Source organism: Amorphus sp. MBR-141, assembly GCF_053628695.1.
The window spans coordinates 1-21,301 of record NZ_JBRJGW010000008.1 but is presented as its reverse complement, the minus strand read 5'-3'; the positions used below and the strand labels follow the sequence as shown (position 1 = coordinate 21,301).

Genomic DNA, 21,301 nt, shown 5'->3' with positions numbered 1-21,301 from the left:
TTCGATGTACGCGGTGGGACCCGAAATCGCCACATCTGGCCTTCATCCGGAGACCGGGACTGCCGACGCAGCCGATTCCACGCGCGCGGCCCACAAGCCAAGGACCCGAACAGACATGGCATCCAGCCGGCCGCCGCAAGGGCGCCCTCCCCGCCGCAAGCCCAGCGCGGCGAACAAGACCCTCGACCTGCACCCGATCCGCACCGGCGGATCCGGCACCGGGTCGTCCGGCGGCGGACGCGCGTCGGGCGGCGGATCGTCCTCGGGCGGGGGAGCCTCGCGCCGTGCGGCCGAGCCGGAGCGCCGCGATCCCCGGCGCAGGAAGACCACCCGGGGCGGCCGCCGCAAGCGCAGCCTGCTGCGGCGCCTGGTCGGCTGGACGATGTTCGTCGGCATCTGGGGGCTGATCGCGGTCGCCGGCATCTTCGCCTACTACGCCGCGACGCTGCCGCCGACCTCGGAATGGGCGGTGCCGAAGCGGCCGCCGAACGTGCGCATCGTGTCGGAGCGCGGCGAGCTGATCGCCAATCGCGGCGACACCGGCGGCGAGGCCCTCACCCTTTCGGAGATGTCGAAATACCTGCCGGAGGCGGTGATCGCCATCGAGGACCGGCGCTACCGCGATCATTACGGCATCGATCCGATCGGCCTGGCGCGCGCGATGTTCTCCAACCTCGTCGCCGGCGGCGTCGTGGAGGGCGGCTCGACGCTGACCCAGCAGCTCGCCAAGAACCTGTTCCTGACGCCCGAACGGACCATCGAGCGCAAGATGCAGGAAATGCTGATGGCGATCTGGCTGGAGGCGAAATACTCCAAGGACCAGATCCTGGAAATGTACCTGAACCGCGTCTACCTGGGCGCCGGCGCCTACGGCGTCGACGCGGCCGCCGAGCGCTATTTCAACCGGTCGGCGCGCGAGCTCGACCTCGCCCAGTCGGCGATGATCGCCGGCCTCCTGAAGGCGCCGTCGCGCTACGCGCCGACCCGCGACCCGGAGGCCGCGGCGGCGCGCGCCAAGGTGGTGCTGCAGGCGATGGCCGACGAGGGCTACGTCACCCAGATCGAGGCGAAGATCGCCGGCGCCAACCCGGCGCAGGTGGTGACGCGGGCGACCTCGCCCAGCGTCGGCTACGTGGCCGACTGGGTGGCCGACGTGCTGCCGGGCTACGTCGGCGCCATCGACGAGGACATCGTCGTGGAGACGACCATCGACCTCGGCCTGCAGGAGATGGCCCAGGACGCGCTGAAGACCAAGCTCGACAAGGACGGCAAGGAGATGGGCGTCGGCCAGGGCGCCATCGTGGTGATGGACGGCGGCGGCGCGGTGAAGGCGCTGGTCGGCGGCCGCGACTACCAGAAGAGCCAGTACAACCGGGCCGTCACCGCCAAGCGGCAGCCGGGCTCCTCGTTCAAGCCGTTCGTCTACCTGACGGCGCTGGAGCAGGGCTTCACGCCCCAGTCGGTGGTGGTCGACGAGCCGGTGAAGATCGGCAACTGGTCGCCGCAGAACTACACCAAGAAGTACTATGGGCCGGTGACGCTGACCCGGGCGCTCTCCAACTCGCTCAACACCGTGTCCGCCAAGCTGGCGGCCACCGTGGGGCCGGCCAACGTGGTGAAGACCGCCCACCGGCTCGGCATCCAGTCCGAGCTCGATCCCAACGCCTCGATCGCGCTGGGCACCTCGGAGGTGACGCTGCTGGAGCTCACCGCCGCCTACGTGCCGTTCTCCAACGGCGGCTACGGGGTCATGCCGCACGTCATCCAGCGCATCCGCACCGACGACGGCAAGGTCATCTACAAGCGCGCCGGCTCCGGCCCCGGCCGGGTCGTGTCGGAACAGAAGGTCGGCGAGATGAACGCCATGCTGTCGGAGGCGCTGACCTCCGGCACCGCCCAGCGCGCCCAGATCGAGGGCTGGCCGGCGGCCGGCAAGACCGGCACCAGCCAGGATTGGCGGGACGCCTGGTTCGTCGGCTACACGGCCTACTTCACCACCGGCGTGTGGCTCGGCAACGACGACAACTCGCCGACCAAGCGGGCCACCGGCGGCCACGCCCCGGCCGAGCTGTGGCGGGCGGTGATGCAGAAGGTCCACGAGGGCATGGCGGTGGCCGACCTGCCGGGCGCCTACGTGGGCGGCGCGGTGCCGGTGGCGAGCGCCGACGTGCCCCTCGACGGCCCCAACCCGGGCGCCTATCCCGCCCAGGCGGGCGAGACGCGGCAGGTGCAGGGCGCCAGCCACGGCGCCTGGATCCCGCCGGAGCGCAACGTCGGCACCGGCTTCTTCAAGAAGCTGTTCGGGGGATAGCGAGTCGTTCCCGGCGCTCACGCCAGCGAGCCGATGCTCGCTGGCTGCGCGGGCGCGGCCTCCGGCCGGCGCGCGGTCGCGCGCTGTTGGAGACAAGCCAGTTGCTGTTGGGGAGTGGAGAGCCGCAAGCGCGCGTTTCCTGGGATGAACGCTCAGCTCCGCAATCCCGGACGGAAAACCGCAAGTGCACTTTTCCTGGGGTTGCTCTGTCCGCCCTACCAGGTCGGGCCGGCGGCGCGGATCCGGCGCGACAGCGCGTGGGTGAGCGCCGCGGCGATGCCGCAGGCGCAGAGGAACAGCGCCATCGGCCAGGCGGTCGAGCCCATCGCGATGCCGACCGCCACGCCGACGAACGCGCTGAACACCATCTGCGTGAAGCCGAGCAGCGACGAGGCCGCGCCGGCGCCTTTCGAGAACGGCATCAGCGCGCCGGCCATCGCCTGGGGCATCGCCTGGCCCACCCCGGCCATGTAGATCATCGACGGGATGATGATGCCCAGCGGCCTGTCGAAGCCGACCGCCAGCGCCAGCACCATGGCGATCCCGCCGACGGCGAGGAAGGCGCAGCCGATGCCGAGGGCCGCCGCGACGCCAAGCCGCTGCAGCAGCCGCTGGCCGATCAGCGTGCCGGAGACGTAGGCGAGCGCGCAGATGCCGAACACCAGCCCGAACCCCACCGAACTCATCCCGTAGAGGTTCTGGAACACGAACGACGAGGCGGAGACGAAGGTGAAGATGCCGGCGTAGGTGAAGCAGACGATCGCCACGTGCACGCGGTAGCCCGCGTCCCGGATCACCGGACCGAAGCCGCCGAAGAAGGTGCGCACCGTCAGCGGCGTCTCGGTGCGTTCGCGCACCGTCTCCGGCAGCTTGAAGATCACCGCCGCGAGGATGACCACGCCGAGAAGAAAGACGGCGAGGAAGACCGCGCGCCAGCCGAACAGCGCGTCGATGAGACCGCCGAAGGTGGGCGCGACGGCGGGCATGAGCCCCATGATGGTGGCCATGCGCGACATCTCCGTGCCCGCCCGCCGGCCCTCGTAGAGATCCCGCACGATGGACCGCGACAGCACCACCGGCCCGGCCGCGCCGAGGGCCTGCAGGAAGCGCGCGGCGATGAGCATCTCGATGGAGGTGGCGAGGGCGCAGGCGAGCGTCGCGACGGCGAACAGGGAAAGGGCGGTGACCAGCACCGGCTTGCGGCCGAACCGGTCGGAGAACGGCCCATAGACGATCTGGGCGATGGCGAAGCCGACCAGGAACACCGACAGCGTGAGCTGGGCGGTGGCGACGGAGGCGTTCAGCCTGAGCGCGATCGCCGGCAGCGACGGCAGGTAGGTGTCGGTGGAGATCGGACCGGCGGCCTGCAGCAGCGCCAGCAGCACGGTGAGCGCGAGGGTGCCGGCCTTCAGCATGACGCGCCCGCCCCGCCCGATCCCGCCTCAGGCCGGATCGGCGGCGCACCGGCACGGCGGCCCGTCCGGCGCGATCGCATGGATACAACGGCTGACATCACGGACACCCCGGGGGCACCACACGGCAACGAAACGACGAAAACTGGCATGGGGGACTGACGACTGACGCAAACGCACACAGGAATCGATGACGCCGGCGCATGCCAGATGCATGGCACCGGCACCGGCGAACAGACCGATGGCGGCGCGGACGGGCGCAGGCCCGGCCACGGCAGCGGCGCGCTGAAGGCTCAGGGACCGGCGAGGAAGGAGGTCCGAACCGGGGATGCAGGCGCCTGCACGCGGGGGATCATCGCATGAACCGGGCCAAGCGTGTCGGTCCGTCGAAGAATAATCCCCTTGCCGGCGTCCGGCGCCCGGATGGGACACCGCGCGGCTGGGGACAAGGGCGCGCGCGTCGACGCCGTGCTGCGGACGAACGAAAGGGCGGCCGCGATCCGATGGATCACGACCGCCCTTTCGGACTGTCCAGTCGTGAAATTACTCGGCGGCGTCGGCGGTCGGCTTGATCGTCGAGCGCTGGCCCTCTTCGCCGCGACGGTCACGCCGCTCGACGATACGGGCGGACTTGCCGCGACGGCCGCGCAGATAATAGAGCTTGGCGCGCCGGACCTTGCCGCGGCGAACCACGTCCACCGATTCGATCATCGGCGAGAAGAACGGAAACACGCGCTCGACGCCCTCGCCGTAGGAGATCTTGCGAACGGTGAAGTTCTCGTGGAGGCCGCCGCCGGACCGGGCAATGCAGACGCCTTCGAAAGCCTGGACGCGGGTGCGCGTTCCTTCGGTGACGCGCACGTTCACGCGCAGCGTGTCGCCGGCCTGGAACGGCGGCAGCTTCCGCTGGCCATCGATGGTCGCCATCTGCTCGCGTTCGATCTCTTCGATGACGTTCATGGCACTCTACCTTCTCAATTCATTTACGAGCGCGGCGTCGGCACCCTGCGACAGGGCGCATGTGGCAGCGATAGGTCTCGGGAAAACAGCTCGACGGTCTACACCGATGCGGCGAACTTGTCGATCCTCAGGAGATAGCGAAGTTCGCGACCGGATTTCAAGAGCTCCAGACAGAAAATCCGCGCCAACGGGGGCCGAATTGCAGGCCAAGTGCTTCAAATCGGTGAAATGAGACGGTTTCGGGCCGCAGGGCCCGCCTTTCCCCGGCGCGGCACGCGGTGGTACGGGTGGGTGACCGGCGGCGACCAACGGCTCCGGACATGGCACCATTCGGACTGACATCGGGGGCTCCACGCATGTGCACGCGCGTTTTCTACGAAACCGGTCTCGGCACCCACCTCACCGGCCGCACCATGGACTGGAGCGACGTCCACATGGCGACCGACCTGTGGATCTTCCCGCGCGGCATGCAGCGCGACGGGGGCACCGGAGCGGACACGGTGCGCTGGACCTCGACCTACGGGTCCGCGGCGGTGGCCATCTACGACATGGCGACATCGGACGGGCTGAACGAGGCGGGGCTCGCCGGCAACCTGCTCTATCTGGTGGAGTCCGACTACGGAGACCCGGCGGCGCGCGGCAAGCCGACCCTCTCGGTCGGGGCGTGGCTCCAATACATCCTCGACAGCTTCGCCACCGTGGCGGAGGCGGTCGCCGCCATGGAGCACGATCCCTTCACGATCATTTCCGCGAACGCGCCGAACGGCAAGCCGGCGACGGTCCACCTGAGCCTTTCGGACGCGAGCGGCGATTCCGCCATCCTGGAGTTCGTCGGCGGCGCGCTGCAGATCCACCACAGCCCGGACCACCGGGTGATGACCAACTCGCCCATCTACGAGCAGCAGCTCGCCATCAACAGCTACTGGAGCCTCGTCGGCGGCCAGCACTTCCTGCCCGGCACGATCGCCGCCGCCGACCGGTTCGCCCGGGCGAGCTACAATCTCAACGCCACCCCGAAGTTCGCCGACCGCCGTGCCGCGCTGGCCGCGATCTTCTCGCAGATGCGCGCAATCAGCACCCCGCTGGGCCTCAACGACCCGGTGAAGCCGAACATCTCCTCCACCCTGTGGCGGACCGTCAGCGAGCACGCGGCCAAGCGCTACTACTTCGATTCCGTCATCAATCCGACGGTGATGTGGGTCGACCTGGACGCGGTCGATCTCGGCGAGGGCGCGCCGGCGATGAAGGTGCACCTCAACGAGCCGCGGGACGCGGGCGGCGACATCGCGCCGCTCCTGACGCCGAGCGCACCGTTCGAATTCCTGATCCCGTAGGGCATCTGCCGCCCGGGGCGCATCGACCCGGGCGGGAAGCGGTCAGCCGACGGGGCGCTCGTCGGCGATCACCTTGCCGTCGTTGGGCAACGAGCCGGGCGCGACGACGGTCACCTCGCCGCCGAGCTTGGTGAGGTCGCGGAGGCTCTCGGCGACGCGCGCCGCGATCGCCTCGCCCGCGTCGGTCTCGATCGCCAGCGCCATCACGTCGCGTTCGCTCTCCCGCGTGACCGTGAGCCGGGCCCGAACGACCTCCGGATGGCGCTTCACCAGCGCGTCGATCTGGGCCGGGTCGACGAACATGCCCTTGATCTTGGTGCGCTGGTCGGCGCGCCCCATCCAGCCGCGGATGCGGGTGCCGGTGCGCCCGCACGGGCTGTCGCCGGGCAGGATCGCCGACAGGTCGCCGGTGGCGAGCCGGATCAGCGGATAGGTCGGCGACAGGCTGGTGACGACGACCTCGCCCACCTCGCCGTCGGGCACCGGCTCGCCGGTGCCGGGGCGCAGGATCTCCAGCACCACGTCCTCGTTGACGATCAGCCCCTCGCGCGCCTCGCTCTCGTAGGCGACGACGCCCAGCTCGGCGGTCGCGTAGGCCTGCAGGACGGCGACGCCGCGATCGTCGAAGCCGGCCCGCAACGACGCCGGCAGGGCGCCGCCGGAGACCAGCGCCCGGGTGATCGAGGACGCGTCGACGCCGAGCTCGTCGGCCTTGTCCAGAAGGATCTTCAGGAAGTCCGGAACCCCGCAGAAGAAGCCGGACTTCAGGGCGCCCACCGCCGCGGCCTGCTGGTCCGTGCCACTGGATCCCGCCGGGAAGACGGTGGCACCGATTGCCCGGGCGCCCTCGTCCATCAGCCAGCCGCCGGGGGTCATGTGATAGGAGAAGGCGTTGTGGACCCGGTCGCCGCGGCGCAGCCCGGCCGCAAACAGGGCGCGCGCGACATTCCAGGGGTCCGGCCCCACCCCCTGGGGCTCGAAGATCGGGCCGGGGGACACGAAGACGCGGCCAAGCGACTCCAGCGGCGCGGCGACGAGGCCGCCGAACGGCGGGTCCCCGGCCTGCAGCGCCGTCAGGTCGGCCTTGCGCAGCACCGGCAACCGGGCGAGATCGGCGCGGGACGCGACCGACCCGGTGTCCTGCCCCTCGAGCAGGCGGGCCCAGCCGGGCGCGTTGTTGACGGCGTGGCGAACGAGGGCGGCGAGGCGGCGCATGAGCACGCGTTCGCGCGTCTCCTTGTCCTGGGTTTCGCGCTCGTCGAAATACAGGCTCATCGATGACCTCCGACCGACTTCAGGACAGCCAGCGCTTGCGGCGCTTGTAGTGCTTGACGTTGCGGAAGGAGCGCCGCCCCTCGCCGCCGACGCCGAGATAGAACTCCTTCACGTCCTCGTTCTCGCGCAGCGCCGCCGCATCGCCGTCCATGACGATCCGGCCGGACTCCAGGATGTAGCCGTAGGTGGCGTAGCGCAGCGCGATGTTGGTGTTCTGCTCGGCGAGCAGCATCGAGACGCCCTCGTTCTCATTGAGCGACTTCACGATCTCGAAGATCTCCTCGACCAGCTGCGGGGCGAGGCCCATCGACGGCTCGTCGAGGAGGACCATCTTCGGCCGCGACATCAGCGCCCGGCCGATCGCGCACATCTGCTGTTCGCCGCCGGAGGTGTAGCCGGCCATGGAGGATCGCCGCACTTTGAGGCGCGGGAAGTAGGAATAGACCATCTCCAGGTCGTCGCGGATGGCGCCCCAGCCCTCGCGGCGCGTGTAGGCGCCGGTGAGCAGGTTCTCCTCGATGGTGAGATGGCCGAAGCAGTGGCGGCCCTCCATCACCTGGATGCAGCCGCGCGTGACCAGCGCGTTCGGCGACAAGGCCTCCACCCGCTCGCCGGCGAAGCTGATGGTGCCCTTGGTGACCTCGCCGCGCTCGGCCCTGAGCAGGTTGGAGATCGCCTTCTGCGTGGTCGTCTTGCCGGCGCCGTTGGCGCCCAGCAGCGCCACGATGCCGCCCTGGGGCACGGCCAGCGAGACGCCCTTGAGGACGAGGATCACGTGGTCGTAGATCACCTCGATGTTGGACACGTCGAGGATGGGCGGGGCAGCCGCGGCCGGCGCGGGCGCCGGCGCCGTCTCCGTGGTCAGTTCCATCTGGCGGTCTCCCTGGCGGCCGTGGCCTGCCGGCCGGGCAGGGCGGCGGGCGCGCGGCGGGCATCTGTCTGGGGCGTGACGGTGCAGGGCAGGCCGTCGCAGCCGGCGGCGGGATCGTCGGCCAGGCGGACGAACAGCGCGGTGACGGCCGCCGCGTTGGCGCCGAACTGCGGCAGGTGGCCGCCAGTTTCGAAGGCGTAGAGGCGGCAGGCGGCAAGCCGGGCGCAGATCGCCTGCGTGCCGGCGAAGTCGACCTCGCCGTCGTCCTTCGCCATCACGATGTCGACCGGCCGGGCGATGCCGCCGACCCGGGGGGCGACGCGGTCGGCATAGTCGAAGAGCTGCAGCACGGCGTCCGGCACGATGGTGAAGAAGATGTTCTGGGCGTAGATGTCCTCCACGCCGGCGGCGTCGACGCCCACCGGGTTGGGCACCTTGCAGCCGATCTCGACGAAGTCGCAGTAGTCGGCCCACAGGCGGTAGGCCTTCAGCTCCAGCCCCAGCAGCCGGGTGTTCGCGCGGATGTCGATCGCCGGCGCCAGCAGGATGACGACGGCGCTGTCGGGGATGGTCCCGGCCTGGATGAGGTCGGCGACCATCGCGCCGCCGAAGGAATGGGCGATGATGACGACTTCGTCGTAGCGTTCCATGCGCCGGGTCAGGCGCTCCGAGAGGTTGTCGCGGATGGCGTCGGCGTCGAACGCCGCGAAGCGCTCCAGCGTGCGGCCGTGATAGTCGAGAAGCGGCGCCCACAGGTCGGCCTCGGTGTTCTCGGCGAAGGCGTCGTAGAAGGGCTCCATGGTCATCGGCGAGGCCCCGAAGCCGTGCACCAGCACGACGAGCCGGCGGGAGCCGCGCTCCAGCACGCGCTCGCGCGCCTTGACGATGACGCCGTCGGCGCCGAAGTCGTTGAAATGGCGGTGGGTGCGCTCGGCGTTGAAGTCATAGAGCCAGCCGGTTCCCCAGAAGAGGCCGAACAGCACGAGGATCAGGACGATCAGCCGGCGGATGGAGCGCCATCGTCGATGCGGCACGGAAACGGCCTCTCGGTGCTGCCCCTCGGACGACGGAGCGTGGGACGGGGGACCGGGCGGGCGGCGAACCGCCCCCCGCCCGGCGTGTCAGACCACTAGTTGCACGGTTCGGACCGCTCCGGCCACGGCTGGTTGGAGGCGACATACTCCTCCGCCGCCTTGACCAGCATCGGCCGGACCACGTCCTTCATCGGCGCGAACCAGTCCGATACCTTCTGCCACGTCTTGCCGTCCCACTGCTGGACGTAGACGTCGTTCTCGCCGGAATGGTCCTCGCAGGAGAGCTTGAGGGGCGCCATGAAGCCCTCCATGCCGGCTTCCTTCAGGCGCTCCGCCGTGATGTCGAGGTTCTCCATGCCGGCCCGCATGTCGGCCGCGTCGATCACCGTCTTGCCGGTCATCTTCTGGGCGGTGCGGATCGCCTCGGCCATCAGGAAGGAGTTCATGACGCCGCGGTTGTAGAGGTTCTCGCCGACCCGGGACTTGTCGGAGACCTGGCTCATGTTCTTGTCGACGACGAACTTCTGGATGTCCTGGATGACCGGGAAGTCGGCCCCCACGGCGTTGAAGTTGAGGGTCTTGAAGCCCTTGGCGCCGTCGCCGGCCGGTCGGGCATCGTCCTCGCCGCCCGACCACCACACGCCGATGAACTTGTCCATCGGATAGCGGATCTTGGCGGCTTCCTTCACCGCCGTCGGGTTCATGGCGCCCCAGCCCCACATGATCATGTAGTCGGGCCGGTCGCGGCGCACGTTGAGCCACTGGGAGGACTGGTTCTGCATCTGGTCGGCGGGGACCGGATACTGGGTCAGCGTGAAGCCGTAGTCCTTGGCGAACTGCTCCAGCAGCGGGATCGGCTCGCGGCCGTAGCCGGCATCGAGGAAGATGTAGCCGATCTTCTTGCCCTTCAGGTTGGCGAGGTCGCCGCCTTCCTGCTCGGCGATGTACTTGATGATCGCCGAGGCGCCGTCCCAGTAGGTGTCCGGCGGGTTGAACACCCACGGAAACAGCTTGCCGTCGGCCGCCGCCGACAGGCCGTAGGCCATCGACAGCACCGGCACCTTGTCGACGGACGCCTTGGGGATCAGCTGCAGCGTGATGCCGGTGGAATAGGGATTGTAGATCAGCGGGCTGCGGTTCTTGGTGCTCTCGTAGCACTCGACCCCTTTTTGCGTGTTGTAGCCGGTCTCGCACTCCTCGATCTTGATCTTCACGCCGCCGATGCCGCCGTCGCGCTCGTTCAGCATGGTCAGGTAGTCGCGCATGCCGTCGGCGATCGGGATGCCGGAGCCGGCGAACGGGCCGGTGCGGTAGGTCAGCAGCGGAATGAAGAGCTCGCCGTCCTGGGCGAGCGCGGGCGGCGCGGAGATGCCGGAAAAGGCCGTGGCGGCGAACGCCAGGCCGGCGATCGCGCTCCTCGATGTGATCATGCTGTTCCTCCCTGCTGCGGGGTGTGCCGCAGATTTGTTGTCAGCTGGAGCTCGTTGGCGGCCCCATGCCGTCGATCTTAAGTGCGGTGCCGACCATTGCAAGCCGACGTTGTCGGGCCCGGACCGCCTCCCCGCGGCCCCGGCCGGATCGGGTCCTCCTCAGTAGGGGAATGGCCAGACGCGCAGCTTCTGCTTGAGGATCTGCCACATGCGGGCGAGCCCGTGCGGCTCGACGATCAGGATGAAGATGATCAGCGCGCCGATGATGACGAAGTTGACGTGCTCGATGGTCGCCGCCTCGATCGACAGGCCCAGCGTCTCGGGTACCATCCGGATGAGGATCGGCAGGACCCAGATGAAGGCGGCGCCCATGAAGCAGCCGATCAGGCTGCCGAGGCCGCCGAGGATCACCATGAACAGGATCTGGAAGGACAGGTTGATGGAGAACGCCGACGGCTCCGCCGCGCCGAGCCAGAAGAACACCATCATCGCGCCGGCCACGCCGCAGTAGAACGACGACACCGCGAACGCCATCAGCTTGGTGTGCAGCGGCCTGACGCCGATCAACTCGGCGGCGATGTCCATGTCGCGGATCATCATGAACGAGCGGCCGATCCGTCCGCGCAGCAAATTCGAGGCGATCCAGGTCATGAAGACGACGATCGCCAGCACGGCGAAATAGCGCGGCAGCGCCGCGGCCGACGGCCCGGTCAGCGTCACGCCGAAGCCGGACCGGCTGGCCACCTCGATCGCCCCCGATGCGTTGGAGTTGTAGAGCCAGGGGATGCGGATGAAGGCCCATTCGAGAAAGAACTGGGCGGCCAGCGTCGCCACTGCCAGATAGAAGCCCTTGATGCGCAGGCTCGGCAGCCCGAACACCACCCCCACCGCCGCGGCGAAGAAGCCCGACGCGAGGATCCAGACGACGATGTTGGTGTCGGGGAAGATCGAGGTGAGCTTGTAGCAGGCATAGGCGCCGACCCCCATGAAGGCGCCGGTGCCGAGCGACAGCTGCCCGCAGTAGCCGGTCAGGATGTTGAGCCCGATCGTCGCCAGGGTGAAGATCAGGAACGGGATCATGATCGAGGTCAGCAGGAAGTCGTTGCCGAACACCGGGATCGCCACGAAGGCGACGGCCAGGATCACCGCGATCCCGATCCGGTCCTGGCGGATCGGGAACACCGCCTGGTCGGCGGCGTAGGTCGTCTTGTACTGGCCGGCCTCGCGGTAGAACATCAGTTCCCGTCCCAGGTTGTGGCGTCGTCGCCGATCTTCGCGGCATCCCGGCCGACGATGCAGAAGCGGTGGCCGGTGGGCGCCTCCATGACGATCCAGTTCGCTCCCGGCCCGATCCGCCGGGCGCCCAGCGCCTCCAGCCGCGCGACCTCCGCCTCGATGTCGTCGCTCTTCAGGTCGAGGTGGATGCGCGGCGCGTGGTCGACCGCCTGAATCAGCAGGTCGAGGCCGCCGAAGGCACCGGCCAGGTGAGCGTATCTGCCGTCCGCGTCGAGCTCGGCCGTGGCGCCGAGCGCCGCCGACCAGAACGCCATCGCCTCGGCGAGATCCTCCGTCTGGCAGTCGATCACGAACCCCTCGAGCCCGCTCCGGTGGGTCATGTCGTCAGATCCTCTCGATGATGCGTTCACCGAACAGCCCCTGCGGACGGACCAGCAGGAAGGCCAGTGCGATGATGTAGGCGAGCCAGCTCTCGATGCCGCCGCCCACCAGCGGCCCCCAGTAGATCTCGCCGAGCTTCTCGCCGATGCCGATCACCAGCCCGCCGACGATGGCGCCGGGGATCGAGGTGAGCCCGCCGAGGATGATCACCGGCAGCGCCTTGAAGGCGACGATCTGCAGCGCGAAGGACACGTCCGAGCGCGCCCCCCACATGACGCCGGTGACCAGCGCGACGATGCCGGCCGCGAACCAGACGATGACCCAGATCTGGTTGAGCGAGATGCCCACCGACAGCGCCGCCTGGTGGTCGTCGGCGACGGCACGAAGGGCGCGGCCGATCCGGGTCTTGGAGAAGAAGAAGCCGAGCGCCGCCACCATCAGGATCGCGATGACGGCCGCCGCGATGTCGATGTGCTGGAGGATCAGCAGCCCGCCGAGCAGATCGAAGGCCGTCGAGCCGGTCGGCAGCATCAGCTGTTCGGTGACCATGGTCTTCGGCTCGCCGCCGAAGATCAGTTCGCCGAGGCCGATCAGGAAGTAGGTGAGCCCGATCGTCGCCATGAACAGGATGATGTCGGGCTGGTTGACCAGCGGGCGCAGCACCATCCGCTCGATGCCGACGGCGAGCACGAACATGATGCCGAGGCAGATGACGAAGGAGATCAGCGCCGGCACGCCCAGCGCCGTCAGTCCAACCAGCGACAGGGCGGCAAACACCACCATGATGCCTTGCGCGAAATTGAGCACCCCCGAGGCCTTGAAGATGAGCACGAAACCGAGCGCGATCAGCGCGTAGAGCACGCCGGAGACGAAGCCCTCCCACAGCACCTGCAGCAGGAAGTCCGGCGCCTGCACCATCTGCACGAACGGGTCGATGAAGATCAGATAGAGGGTGTCCACCGCCTCAGCGCTCCCCTCGCCCGGCGACGGCGCACCGGCCGCCCCGCCCCTGCCCGTCGGCCCACGCGGTCATCATTCGTGCGGCACTCCCAGATAGGCGTCGATGACGTCCTGGTTGGCGCGCACCTCTTGCGGGGTGCCATCGCCGATCTTCTTGCCGTAGTCGAGCACCACCACCCGGTCGGAGATGTCCATGACCACGCCCATGTCGTGCTCGATCAGCGCGATGGTGGTGCCGAACTGCTGGTTCACGTCGAGGATGAAGCGGGACATGTCCTCCTTCTCCTCCAGGTTCATGCCGGCCATCGGCTCGTCGAGCAGCAGCAGGCGCGGCTCCATGGCGAGCGCGCGGCCGAGCTCCACCCGCTTCTGCAGGCCGTAGGGGAGCTTGCCGACGGGGATCTTGCGGATGTGCTGGATCTCCAGGAAGTCGATGATCTCCTCGACCCGGCGGCGATGGGCAATTTCCTCGGCGAGCGCCGGCCCGAAGCGGATCGCCTGCCAGAAGAAGTTCCTCCGCATCATCAGCGTGCGGCCGGACATGATGTTGTCGAGGGTGGTCATGCCGCGGAACAGCGCGACGTTCTGGAAGGTGCGGGCGATGCCCGAGCGCGCCGCCTCGTAGGGCCGCATGCGCCGGCGCACCTTGCCCTCGAAGGTGATGGTGCCGTCCTGGGGGTGGTAGAAGCCGTTGATGACGTTGAGCATCGACGTCTTGCCGGCGCCGTTGGGACCGATGATGGCGCGTATCTCGCCGGTGCGGATGTCGAAGGAAATGTCCGAGATCGCCTTCACCCCGCCGAAGGCAAGCGAGACGTTGGCGACCTCCAGCAGCACCTCGCGCGGGGCATCCGCCGCGTCGGCCTCGGTCCGTGTGTCGACCATCGCCACCATCGCTCGCTCCTATTCCGCCGCTTGCGACAGCGCGGCCGCCTGCGCCGGCGGGAACGTCTCCGCCTCGGCAATGCGGACCGTCGCCTCGATGGCGCCCTTGCGGCCGTCCTCGAAGATGACTTCGGTGGACACGAACTTCTCCGTCGACCCGTCGTAGAGCGCGTCGATCAGCGGCTGGTACCGCTCGGCGATGAAGCGGCGCCGCACCTTTTGGGTGCGCGTCAACTCGCCGTCGTCGGCGTCGAGCTCCTTGTGCAGCACGAGGTAACGGCGGATCTGCGAGGACGCCATCATCGGCTCGGCCGCCAGGCTGCGGTTCACCTCGGCCACGTGGGCGGCGATCATCTCGTAGATCCGCGGCAGGGCGGCGAGCTCCTGGTAGCTCGCATAGGAGACGTTGTTGCGTTCCGCCCAGCTGCCCACCGCGATCAGGTCGATGTTGACGAACGCCGCCACGAAGTCGCGCTCGTGCCCGAAGGCCACGGCTTCCTTGATGTTGGGGAAGAACTTGAGCTTGTTCTCGATGTATTTCGGCGCGAACAGGCTGCCGTCGGAGAGCCGGCCGACGTCCTTGGCGCGGTCGATGATCTTCAGCTGGCCTTCTGCGGTGAAGATGCCGGCGTCGCCGGTGTGCACCCAGCCGTCCTCGGTCTTGGTCTCGCGGGTGGCCTCGTCGTTCTTGTAGTAGCCCTGGAAGACGCCGGGCGAGCGGAACATCACCTCGCCGCTGTCGGCGATCTTCACCTCGACGCCGGGCGGCGGCGTGCCGACGGTGTCCGCGTCGATCGTCCCGTCGGGCTGCATGGTGATGTAGACGCTCGCCTCGGTCTGTCCGTAGAGCTGCTTCAGGTTCATGCCGAGCGAGCGGTAGAAGCGGAAGATCTCCGGCCCGATCGCCTCGCCTGCGGTGTAGCCGACGCGCAGCCGGGTGAATCCCATGCGGTTCTTCAGCGGGCCATAGACGAGGAACTCGCCGAGCAGATAGAGCAGCCTGTCGCCGAGCGGCACGCGGTCGCCGTCGAGGATGCGCTCGCCGACCTTGCGGGCGTGGCGCATCAGCGCGTGGAACATGCGGCGCTTGGGCGCGCTGGCGTCCTCCATGCGCACCATGATCGCGGTGAGCAGCGTCTCGTAGACGCGCGGCGGCGCGAAGAAATAGGTGGGCGCGATCTCGCGGCGGTCGTCGTTGACCGTCTCCGGGCTTTCCGGGCAGCAGACGCAGTAACCCGCCGCGTAGCTCTGGGCGTAGGAGAACATGTGGTCGCCCACCCAGGCGAGCGGCAGGTAGGCGATCACCTCCTCGTCGCGGGAGAAGTTGTCGAAGACGTTGGCGTTCTCGGCCGACACGACGAGGTTGTCGTGGGTGAGCATGACGCCCTTTGGCTGGCCGGTGGTGCCGGAGGTGTAGAGCATCACCGCGAGATCGGAGCCGCGCCCGCGGGCGATCTCGGCGGCCCACGCGTCGAGAAGCTCCGGCTCCCCGGCGATCGCCCGGTCGGCGATCTCCTGGACGTCCTCGAAGCTCTTCAGGCGGGTGTGGTCGTAGTCCCTGAGGCCGCGCGGCTCGTCGTAGACCAGCAGTTCGATGGAGTGCACCTGCTCGGCGATCGACAGCACCTTGTCGACCTGCTCCTGATCCTCGCAGACGGCCGCCTTCACCTCGGCGTGGTTGAGGACGAAGGCCATCTCCTCGGCAACGGAATCGGCATAGACGGGGATCGGCACGCCGCCGAACGCCTGGACGGCGGCAAAGGTCCAGTAGAGGCGCGGGCGGTTCTGGCCCACCACCGCGACCCTGTCGCCGCGCTTCAGCCCGAGCTGCGACAGCCCGATCGACGCCCGGCGGACCTCGTCGTGCACCTCGGCCCAGGTCCAGGTCTGCCAGATACCATAGGTTTTCTCGCGGATCGCGGGGCGCGCCCCCAACGCGCTCGCGTTTCGCACCAGCAGCTGCGGCAACGTGACATTGCCGCCGGCTGCGGTCGCGGCCGCTCCGTTCATATGCTGCTTCCACCCTCTGGCGATCCCCAGGCCGGTCTGGCGCCGATCCTTGCGGGAATCTTCTTGTTGGTTGCGTCAGAGTGAAGCGGACTGACCGTTGCAAATCAAGTGGGCGAAAACTTCGGGTGGCAGGGCGGGTTGAAATCTGCCCATCGCGCCCCCGGCGCGCGGGCCGCCGCCAGGCCGGATGTTGCAGCGCACAAGCCCCCTTTATCGGCCTTCATGAAACGACTAAGGTTGCCCGCTAGAAGTGGGGCGGAAAACGTGGCGCAAAACCACAAAGGGGGCTCGCGCGTGATCGATCCTGATCGAGAAGACATGGCCTCCGGCGACCCGTTCGCCGCCTGCCGAAAGACCATCGACAGCAACTACAAGACCACCGCGCTCGTCCTCCAGGGCGGCGGCGCGCTCGGCGCCTACCAGGCCGGCGTCGCCGAGGTGCTGCACGACGCCAAGATCAACATCGACTGGGTGGCGGGCATCTCCATCGGCGCGATCAACTGCGCGCTGATCGCCGGCAACCCGCCGGAGAAGCGCGTCGAGCGGATGCGCGAGTTCTGGGAGCGGGTGACCAGCCGGGTCAACTGGCCGCACATCCCCGACGGCGACGACATCCGCGCCGCCTACAACCAGGCCGCGTCGATGGCGGTGATGACGTTCGGGGTGCCGGGCTTCTTCACGCCCCGCTTCCCGGCGCCGCTCTTCCAGCCGGCCGGCTCGTTCGGGGCGATGAGCTACTACGACACCTCGGCGCTGAAGGCGACGCTGGAGGATCTCGTCGACTTCGACCGGATCAACGACGGGCCGATGCGGCTGTCGGTCGGCGCGGTGAACGTGCGCAGCGGCAACTTCGCCTACTTCGACAGCGCCTACCGGCGGATCGGGCCGGAGCACATCATGGCGTCCGGCGCGCTGCCGCCCGGCTTCCCGCCGGTGGAGATCGAGGGCGAGCTCTACTGGGACGGCGGCCTCGTCTCCAACACGCCGCTCTCCTACATCATCGATTCCGGCCAGTACGACGGCACGCTGGTGTTCCAGGTGGACCTGTTCAGCGCCCGCGGCCCGCGGCCGCGCAACCTGCAGGACGTCTCCGAGCGCGAGAAGGACATCCGCTTCTCCAGCCGGACCCGCCTGAACACCAACATGTTCAAGCGCATCCAGGAGGCGCGCCAGGCCGTCGGCAAGCTGCTGGAGAAACTGCCGGAGGACATGCAGGACAATCCGGAGGTGAAGCGGCTGAAGTCGTTCGGCCTCACGGCGAGCGTCAACGTCTTCCACCTGATCTACCGGCGCAAGCTCTACGACCAGGCGTTCAAGGACTACGAGTTCTCGCGCAACACCATGGTCGACCACTGGCAGGCGGGCGCCTCGTCGATGCGCCGCACGCTGCGCCACACCGACTGGTTCGCGCCGCCCGACCCGGAGATCGGGTTCGTCACCCACGACGTGGATCGCGAAGCGGAGGACTGACCGCCGCCTGCGACCTGGAACCGGGCCGGCGCCGCGCCGGCGGGCACCGCTGCGGCGGCCCGCCGGCGCGGCGCGCCCGCCCCACCGCCTGCCCGTTTCACCCAGCGGAGATCCCCGACATGATCAGCGAAGAGACGATCAAGGCCAAAGCCTTCGCGATGCCGTTCACCTCGCCCGCCTTCCCGAAGGGCCCCTACCGGTTCACCAACCGGGAATTCTTCATCATCACCTACCGCACCGACCCGGAGGCGCTGGCCGCCGTGGTGCCGGCGCCGCTGGAGGTGACCGATCCGATCGTCAAGTACGAGTTCATCCGCATGCCGGATTCCAACGGCTTTGGCGACTACACCGAGACCGGCCAGGTGATCCCGGTGACCTACAAGGGCGAGCGCGGCGCCTACGTCCACGCCATGTATCTGGACGACGGCCCGCCGATCCTGGGCGGCCGCGAGCTGTGGGGCTTCCCGAAGAAGTACGCCAAGCCGACGATGCAGGTGCACAAGGAGACGCTGGTCGGCACGCTGGACTTCGGTCCGGTGCGCGTCTGCACCGCGACGATGGGCTACAAGCACGCCGACCTCGCCGAGGCCGACGTGATGCCGTCGCTGACGGCGCCGAACTTCCTGTTGAAGATCGTGCCCCACGTCGACGGCACCGCGCGGGTCTGCGAGCTGGTGCGCTACCACATGACCGACATCGCCTTCAAAGGCGCCTGGACCGGCCCGGCGGCGATCGAGCTGTTCCACCACGCGCTCGCCCCGGTGGCCCAGCTGCCGGTGGTCGAGGTGCTCGGCGCCACCCACATCCTCTCCGATCTGACGCTCGGGCTCGGCGAGGTCGTGCACGACTACCTGGCCTGAGGACGGGGCTCTTTTCCCCTCACGCCGGGTTCGCTTGCGCGGCCTGTTTTCCTTGCGCTCACGCCGAATGCGCTCCGCGCATCGGCTGCGCGGGCGCGGCCTCCGGCCGGCGGACGGTCGTCCGCTGGTCGGAGGGGTACGGCCCAGCTGAGTTGGGTCACGCCACCACCGGACCGAAAATCCGCTCACTCCCGCACGTTCCGGAGTATCCGGGCGCGTCCGCTCACGCCGACCCCTGCGTGAGCGGCGTCGTTCGACCGCAAGGCCGGACGGAAAACCGGTTCCCACTTTGCCCTGGCCTTGCCTGAGCCGGCCGCGGTTGCGCGCTGGTCGGTGCCGTCCGCGACCGCCGGCCGGCCAGAGCCGGTGCGCCGGACGCACGCCGCATCGAGCGCAGGGGGACAGGCTGCGGCCGGCAGCCCTGGATTCCCGCCTTCGCGGGAATGAGCGGAAGCTGGGTTGACGCTTCGGCACACCCACCACCGCCTTGCCGGACGGCACCCACCAGCGCGCGACCGCGCGCCGGCCGGTCAGGGCGCCCTCGCGGAGCCGACGCGCGCAGCGCGTTCGGCGTGAGCGGCGAGAAACCAAGCGCACTCGGCGTGAGCGAGACACACCACCGCCCCGCCCCGCACATTCCGCATTCCGCACCGGCCGCGTCTTTGCTAACGCTTGACGGCTGAGACGATTTCAACGGGCCAAACGGGGGACGACATGGCAACGAGCAGATTTCCGACCTGGCTGGCACCGCGGGTGCTGAGCATCCTGCGGCTCGTTTCGGGGCTGTTGTTCCTGGAGCACGGCACCCAGAAGCTCATCGGCATCCCGGCCACCGAGAACGCGCCGGCCTTCCTGTCGCTGTTCTGGGTGGGCGGCGTCATCGAGATCGTCACCGGCGTGCTGATCGCCATCGGCCTGTTCACCCGCCCCGCCGCCTTCGTCGCCTCGGGCATGATGGCGGTCGCCTACTGGATGGTCCACGCCCCGCAGACCCCCTTCCCCGCCACCAACGGCGGCGACGCGGCGGTGCTGTTCTGCTTCCTGTTCCTGTACTTCGTGTTCGCCGGCCCGGGCCCGTGGAGCGCGGACGAGCGGCGGTTTTGAGGGGTACCGCTCACCCCGACTCATGTCGGGGGGTCGCGCTTTCACGACAAGACTGCAGCTTGCGGCCCTGGATTATCGCCTTGGCGGGAATGAGCGGAGGGTTCGGCCGGGGCCGGTGTAACCCCCTCACGCGACTGTGAGTGGGTGCCGCCGCGCAAATGCCCACCTCCGTTTGTAATCGGCGAGTGACGCCCTAGGTCGGTGTCGAGGACGGGCCTGCCCGTCCGACGACGACCGCAGGCATGTCCGACCGAGCGCTCAATCAGGAGGCCCGTATCATGAGACCCGGCTTGATCGACCGCCGCGCGCTTCTCGCCGCCGGAGGCGCGGCCCTTGCAACCGGCGCGTCCGGCCTGCTTCTCCCCGCCCGCGCCCGCGCCGCCGGCCTGGCGCCGACACCTTCGATGCGCGGCGGATCCAACAACTACCGTCCGGGCGCGCCCATCGTGGAGCGGATCGGCGGCGGCGGCTTCTGGATGACCGGCACGGTGCGCCGCGCCGGCGACGGGGCGCCGCTGGCCGGCCAGCGCATCCAGGTCTGGGCGCACACCACCGAGGGCTACGAGCGCGACCCGGAGAGCCACGGCGCCACGCTGACCGACGAAAACGGCGTGTTCCGGCTGGAGATGCCGCAGATCGTGCCGGCCTTCGGCCAGGCGCACGGCCACCTCGCCTATGACGGCGGGGCGTTCGAGACGGTCTTCCTGCGGCCGGTGATGGCGAGCTCCAGCGACACCAGCCTCGAGGCCCACTTCGTCCTGCAGCCGGCCTGACCGGCTTGACCTCACGCCGCATGCGCCAGGTCCGCCCGATCCTGACCTGGGCCGTGGTGGGAGCGGCCGTCGTCGTGCCGGTCGCGCTCGCCGCCGGCAGCCCCCTGCTCGCCTGGCGCGGCCCGGTCTACATCGCGGCGGGCTTCGCCGGAGTTGTCTCGCTCGGCCTCCTACTCCTGCAGCCGCTCTCGATCGGCGGCTTCCTGCCGGGGCTCACGCCCGCCGGCCGCAGGCGTCTGCACCGCTGGGTCGGGATCGCCCTCGTCGCGGCGCTCGTGGTCCACGTGGCGGGGCTGTGGATCACCAGCCCGCCGGACGTGATCGACGTGCTCCTGTTCCGCTCGCCGACGCCGTTCTCGGTCTGGGGCGTGATCGCCATGTGGGCGGTGTTCGCGACGGCGCTGCTGGCCGCGCTGCGCCGGCCCCTGCGCATCCGCCCGAAATGGTGGCGGGCCGGCCACGTGTCGCTGGCGGTGGTGATCGTCGGCGGGGTGGTGGCCCACGCCCTCCTAATTGAGGGCACGATGGAGACCATCTCCAAGACGGCGCTCTGCGGGCTGGTGGTGGCGGCGACGGTGACCCTCTTAGCCCAGGCCGTCCGGCGGCGGGCCGGCCGCGCATCCGTGAGCAAGGCGAAGGCCGGGCAACGGACGTGAGACGACCTGGCACCCCGAGGCTGCGGCCTGACGCCCTTCATTCCTGCTTGCGCGGGAATGGACGGAGTGAAGGGGCTAGGACGCCCCCCTCAGACTAGCCGGACCGCACCCCCCAGCGCGCGACCGCGCGCCGGCCGGAGGCCGCCCCCGCGGAGCGGTGAGCGAAGCGAACGCGCGTGAGCGACCAAAAAAAGAAGCCCCTGGCCAAGGCTGCGGCCTGACGCCCTGGATTCCCGCTTTCGCGGGAATGAGCAACCGTGTCGGATTAGGGTGCGATGGTCTGTGCTGTTTCGGCGTTGCGGACGATGGCGTTGAGATGGGTGATGAGCTTGCGCATGA

General features: G+C 69.0%; 19 protein-coding genes. 8 read left to right on the top strand and 11 right to left on the bottom strand.

The annotated features are described in order from the left end of the window. The first annotated feature begins 115 nt into the window (after positions 1 to 115). Positions 116 to 2,311 (top strand): transglycosylase domain-containing protein, encoded by a 2,196-nt coding sequence (locus ACSSVZ_RS12585; protein WP_453970472.1) that lies wholly within the window; start codon positions 116 to 118, stop codon positions 2,309 to 2,311. A gap of 215 nt (positions 2,312 to 2,526) precedes the next feature. Here the strand turns inward: ACSSVZ_RS12585 and ACSSVZ_RS12580 are convergent, their stop codons facing one another. Then, a complete protein-coding gene (locus ACSSVZ_RS12580; protein ID WP_453970470.1) occupies positions 2,527 to 3,726 on the bottom strand; it encodes a multidrug effflux MFS transporter in 1,200 nt (399 codons plus the stop codon). Positions 3,727 to 4,266: 540 nt separating this feature from the next. After that, complete coding sequence (gene rplS / locus ACSSVZ_RS12575) at positions 4,267 to 4,683, bottom strand: 50S ribosomal protein L19 (RefSeq protein WP_453970468.1); 417 nt, start codon at positions 4,681 to 4,683, stop codon at positions 4,267 to 4,269. Positions 4,684 to 5,039: 356 nt separating this feature from the next. On the opposite strand from rplS, the gene ACSSVZ_RS12570 reads away from it, so the two are divergent. Further along, positions 5,040 to 6,017 carry a linear amide C-N hydrolase gene (locus tag ACSSVZ_RS12570; protein WP_453970466.1) on the top strand — a complete coding sequence of 326 codons (978 nt, stop codon included), beginning with the start codon at positions 5,040 to 5,042 and terminating at the stop codon, positions 6,015 to 6,017. A gap of 42 nt (positions 6,018 to 6,059) precedes the next feature. Here the strand turns inward: ACSSVZ_RS12570 and ACSSVZ_RS12565 are convergent, their stop codons facing one another. From ACSSVZ_RS12565 to ACSSVZ_RS12525, 9 genes are all read right to left on the bottom strand, one after another. After that, positions 6,060 to 7,292, bottom strand: a complete 1,233-nt coding sequence (locus ACSSVZ_RS12565) for a phenylacetate--CoA ligase family protein (protein ID WP_453970465.1) — start codon at positions 7,290 to 7,292, stop codon at positions 6,060 to 6,062. A gap of 19 nt (positions 7,293 to 7,311) precedes the next feature. Beyond that, a complete protein-coding gene (locus tag ACSSVZ_RS12560; RefSeq protein WP_453970463.1) occupies positions 7,312 to 8,163 on the bottom strand; it encodes an ABC transporter ATP-binding protein in 852 nt (283 codons plus the stop codon). Beyond that, positions 8,154 to 9,197, bottom strand: coding sequence for an alpha/beta hydrolase (locus tag ACSSVZ_RS12555; protein WP_453970461.1), 1,044 nt, complete (start codon positions 9,195 to 9,197; stop codon positions 8,154 to 8,156). Before ACSSVZ_RS12555 ends, ACSSVZ_RS12560 begins: the two co-directional genes overlap by 10 nt. Positions 9,198 to 9,292: 95 nt before the next feature. Beyond that, positions 9,293 to 10,627: an ABC transporter substrate-binding protein gene (locus ACSSVZ_RS12550; RefSeq protein WP_453970460.1), complete on the bottom strand. Its 1,335-nt coding sequence runs from the start codon at positions 10,625 to 10,627 to the stop codon at positions 9,293 to 9,295. A 159-nt stretch (positions 10,628 to 10,786) separates the two neighbouring features. Beyond that, a complete protein-coding gene (locus tag ACSSVZ_RS12545; protein ID WP_453970458.1) occupies positions 10,787 to 11,863 on the bottom strand; it encodes a branched-chain amino acid ABC transporter permease in 1,077 nt (358 codons plus the stop codon). Next, on the bottom strand, positions 11,863 to 12,243 hold the full coding sequence (locus ACSSVZ_RS12540) for a VOC family protein (RefSeq protein WP_453970457.1): 381 nt from the start codon (positions 12,241 to 12,243) through the stop codon (positions 11,863 to 11,865). The genes ACSSVZ_RS12545 and ACSSVZ_RS12540 overlap by 1 nt, the downstream gene beginning before the upstream one ends. A 4-nt stretch (positions 12,244 to 12,247) precedes the next feature. After that, entirely contained in the window at positions 12,248 to 13,204 is a 957-nt protein-coding gene (locus tag ACSSVZ_RS12535) for a branched-chain amino acid ABC transporter permease (RefSeq protein WP_453970455.1), read from the bottom strand. A 72-nt stretch (positions 13,205 to 13,276) separates the two neighbouring features. After that, entirely contained in the window at positions 13,277 to 14,098 is an 822-nt protein-coding gene (locus ACSSVZ_RS12530; protein ID WP_453970453.1) for an ABC transporter ATP-binding protein, read from the bottom strand. Between the two features lie 9 nt (positions 14,099 to 14,107). After that, positions 14,108 to 16,099, bottom strand: coding sequence for an AMP-binding protein (locus ACSSVZ_RS12525; RefSeq protein ID WP_453970451.1), 1,992 nt, complete (start codon positions 16,097 to 16,099; stop codon positions 14,108 to 14,110). A 318-nt stretch (positions 16,100 to 16,417) separates the two neighbouring features. On the opposite strand from ACSSVZ_RS12525, the gene ACSSVZ_RS12520 reads away from it, so the two are divergent. The 6 genes from ACSSVZ_RS12520 to ACSSVZ_RS12495 all read left to right on the top strand — a co-directional run. Further along, the gene (locus ACSSVZ_RS12520; RefSeq protein WP_453970450.1) at positions 16,418 to 17,569 is read left to right on the top strand and encodes a patatin-like phospholipase family protein; all 1,152 of its coding nucleotides are present in this window, start codon (positions 16,418 to 16,420) and stop codon (positions 17,567 to 17,569) included. A 119-nt stretch (positions 17,570 to 17,688) separates the two neighbouring features. Continuing rightward, entirely contained in the window at positions 17,689 to 18,429 is a 741-nt protein-coding gene (locus ACSSVZ_RS12515; protein ID WP_453970448.1) for an acetoacetate decarboxylase, read from the top strand. 714 nt (positions 18,430 to 19,143) lie between these two features. Continuing rightward, positions 19,144 to 19,533, top strand: coding sequence for a DoxX family protein (locus ACSSVZ_RS12510; RefSeq protein ID WP_453970446.1), 390 nt, complete (start codon positions 19,144 to 19,146; stop codon positions 19,531 to 19,533). 278 nt (positions 19,534 to 19,811) lie between these two features. Next, the gene (locus ACSSVZ_RS12505) at positions 19,812 to 20,306 is read left to right on the top strand and encodes a twin-arginine translocation pathway signal (protein ID WP_453970445.1); all 495 of its coding nucleotides are present in this window, start codon (positions 19,812 to 19,814) and stop codon (positions 20,304 to 20,306) included. A gap of 20 nt (positions 20,307 to 20,326) precedes the next feature. Further along, positions 20,327 to 20,962, top strand: a complete 636-nt coding sequence (locus tag ACSSVZ_RS12500) for a ferric reductase-like transmembrane domain-containing protein (RefSeq protein WP_453970443.1) — start codon at positions 20,327 to 20,329, stop codon at positions 20,960 to 20,962. A gap of 157 nt (positions 20,963 to 21,119) precedes the next feature. Continuing rightward, positions 21,120 to 21,301: hypothetical protein (locus tag ACSSVZ_RS12495; RefSeq protein WP_453970441.1), on the top strand; the 182-nt coding region annotated here is incomplete at its 3' end.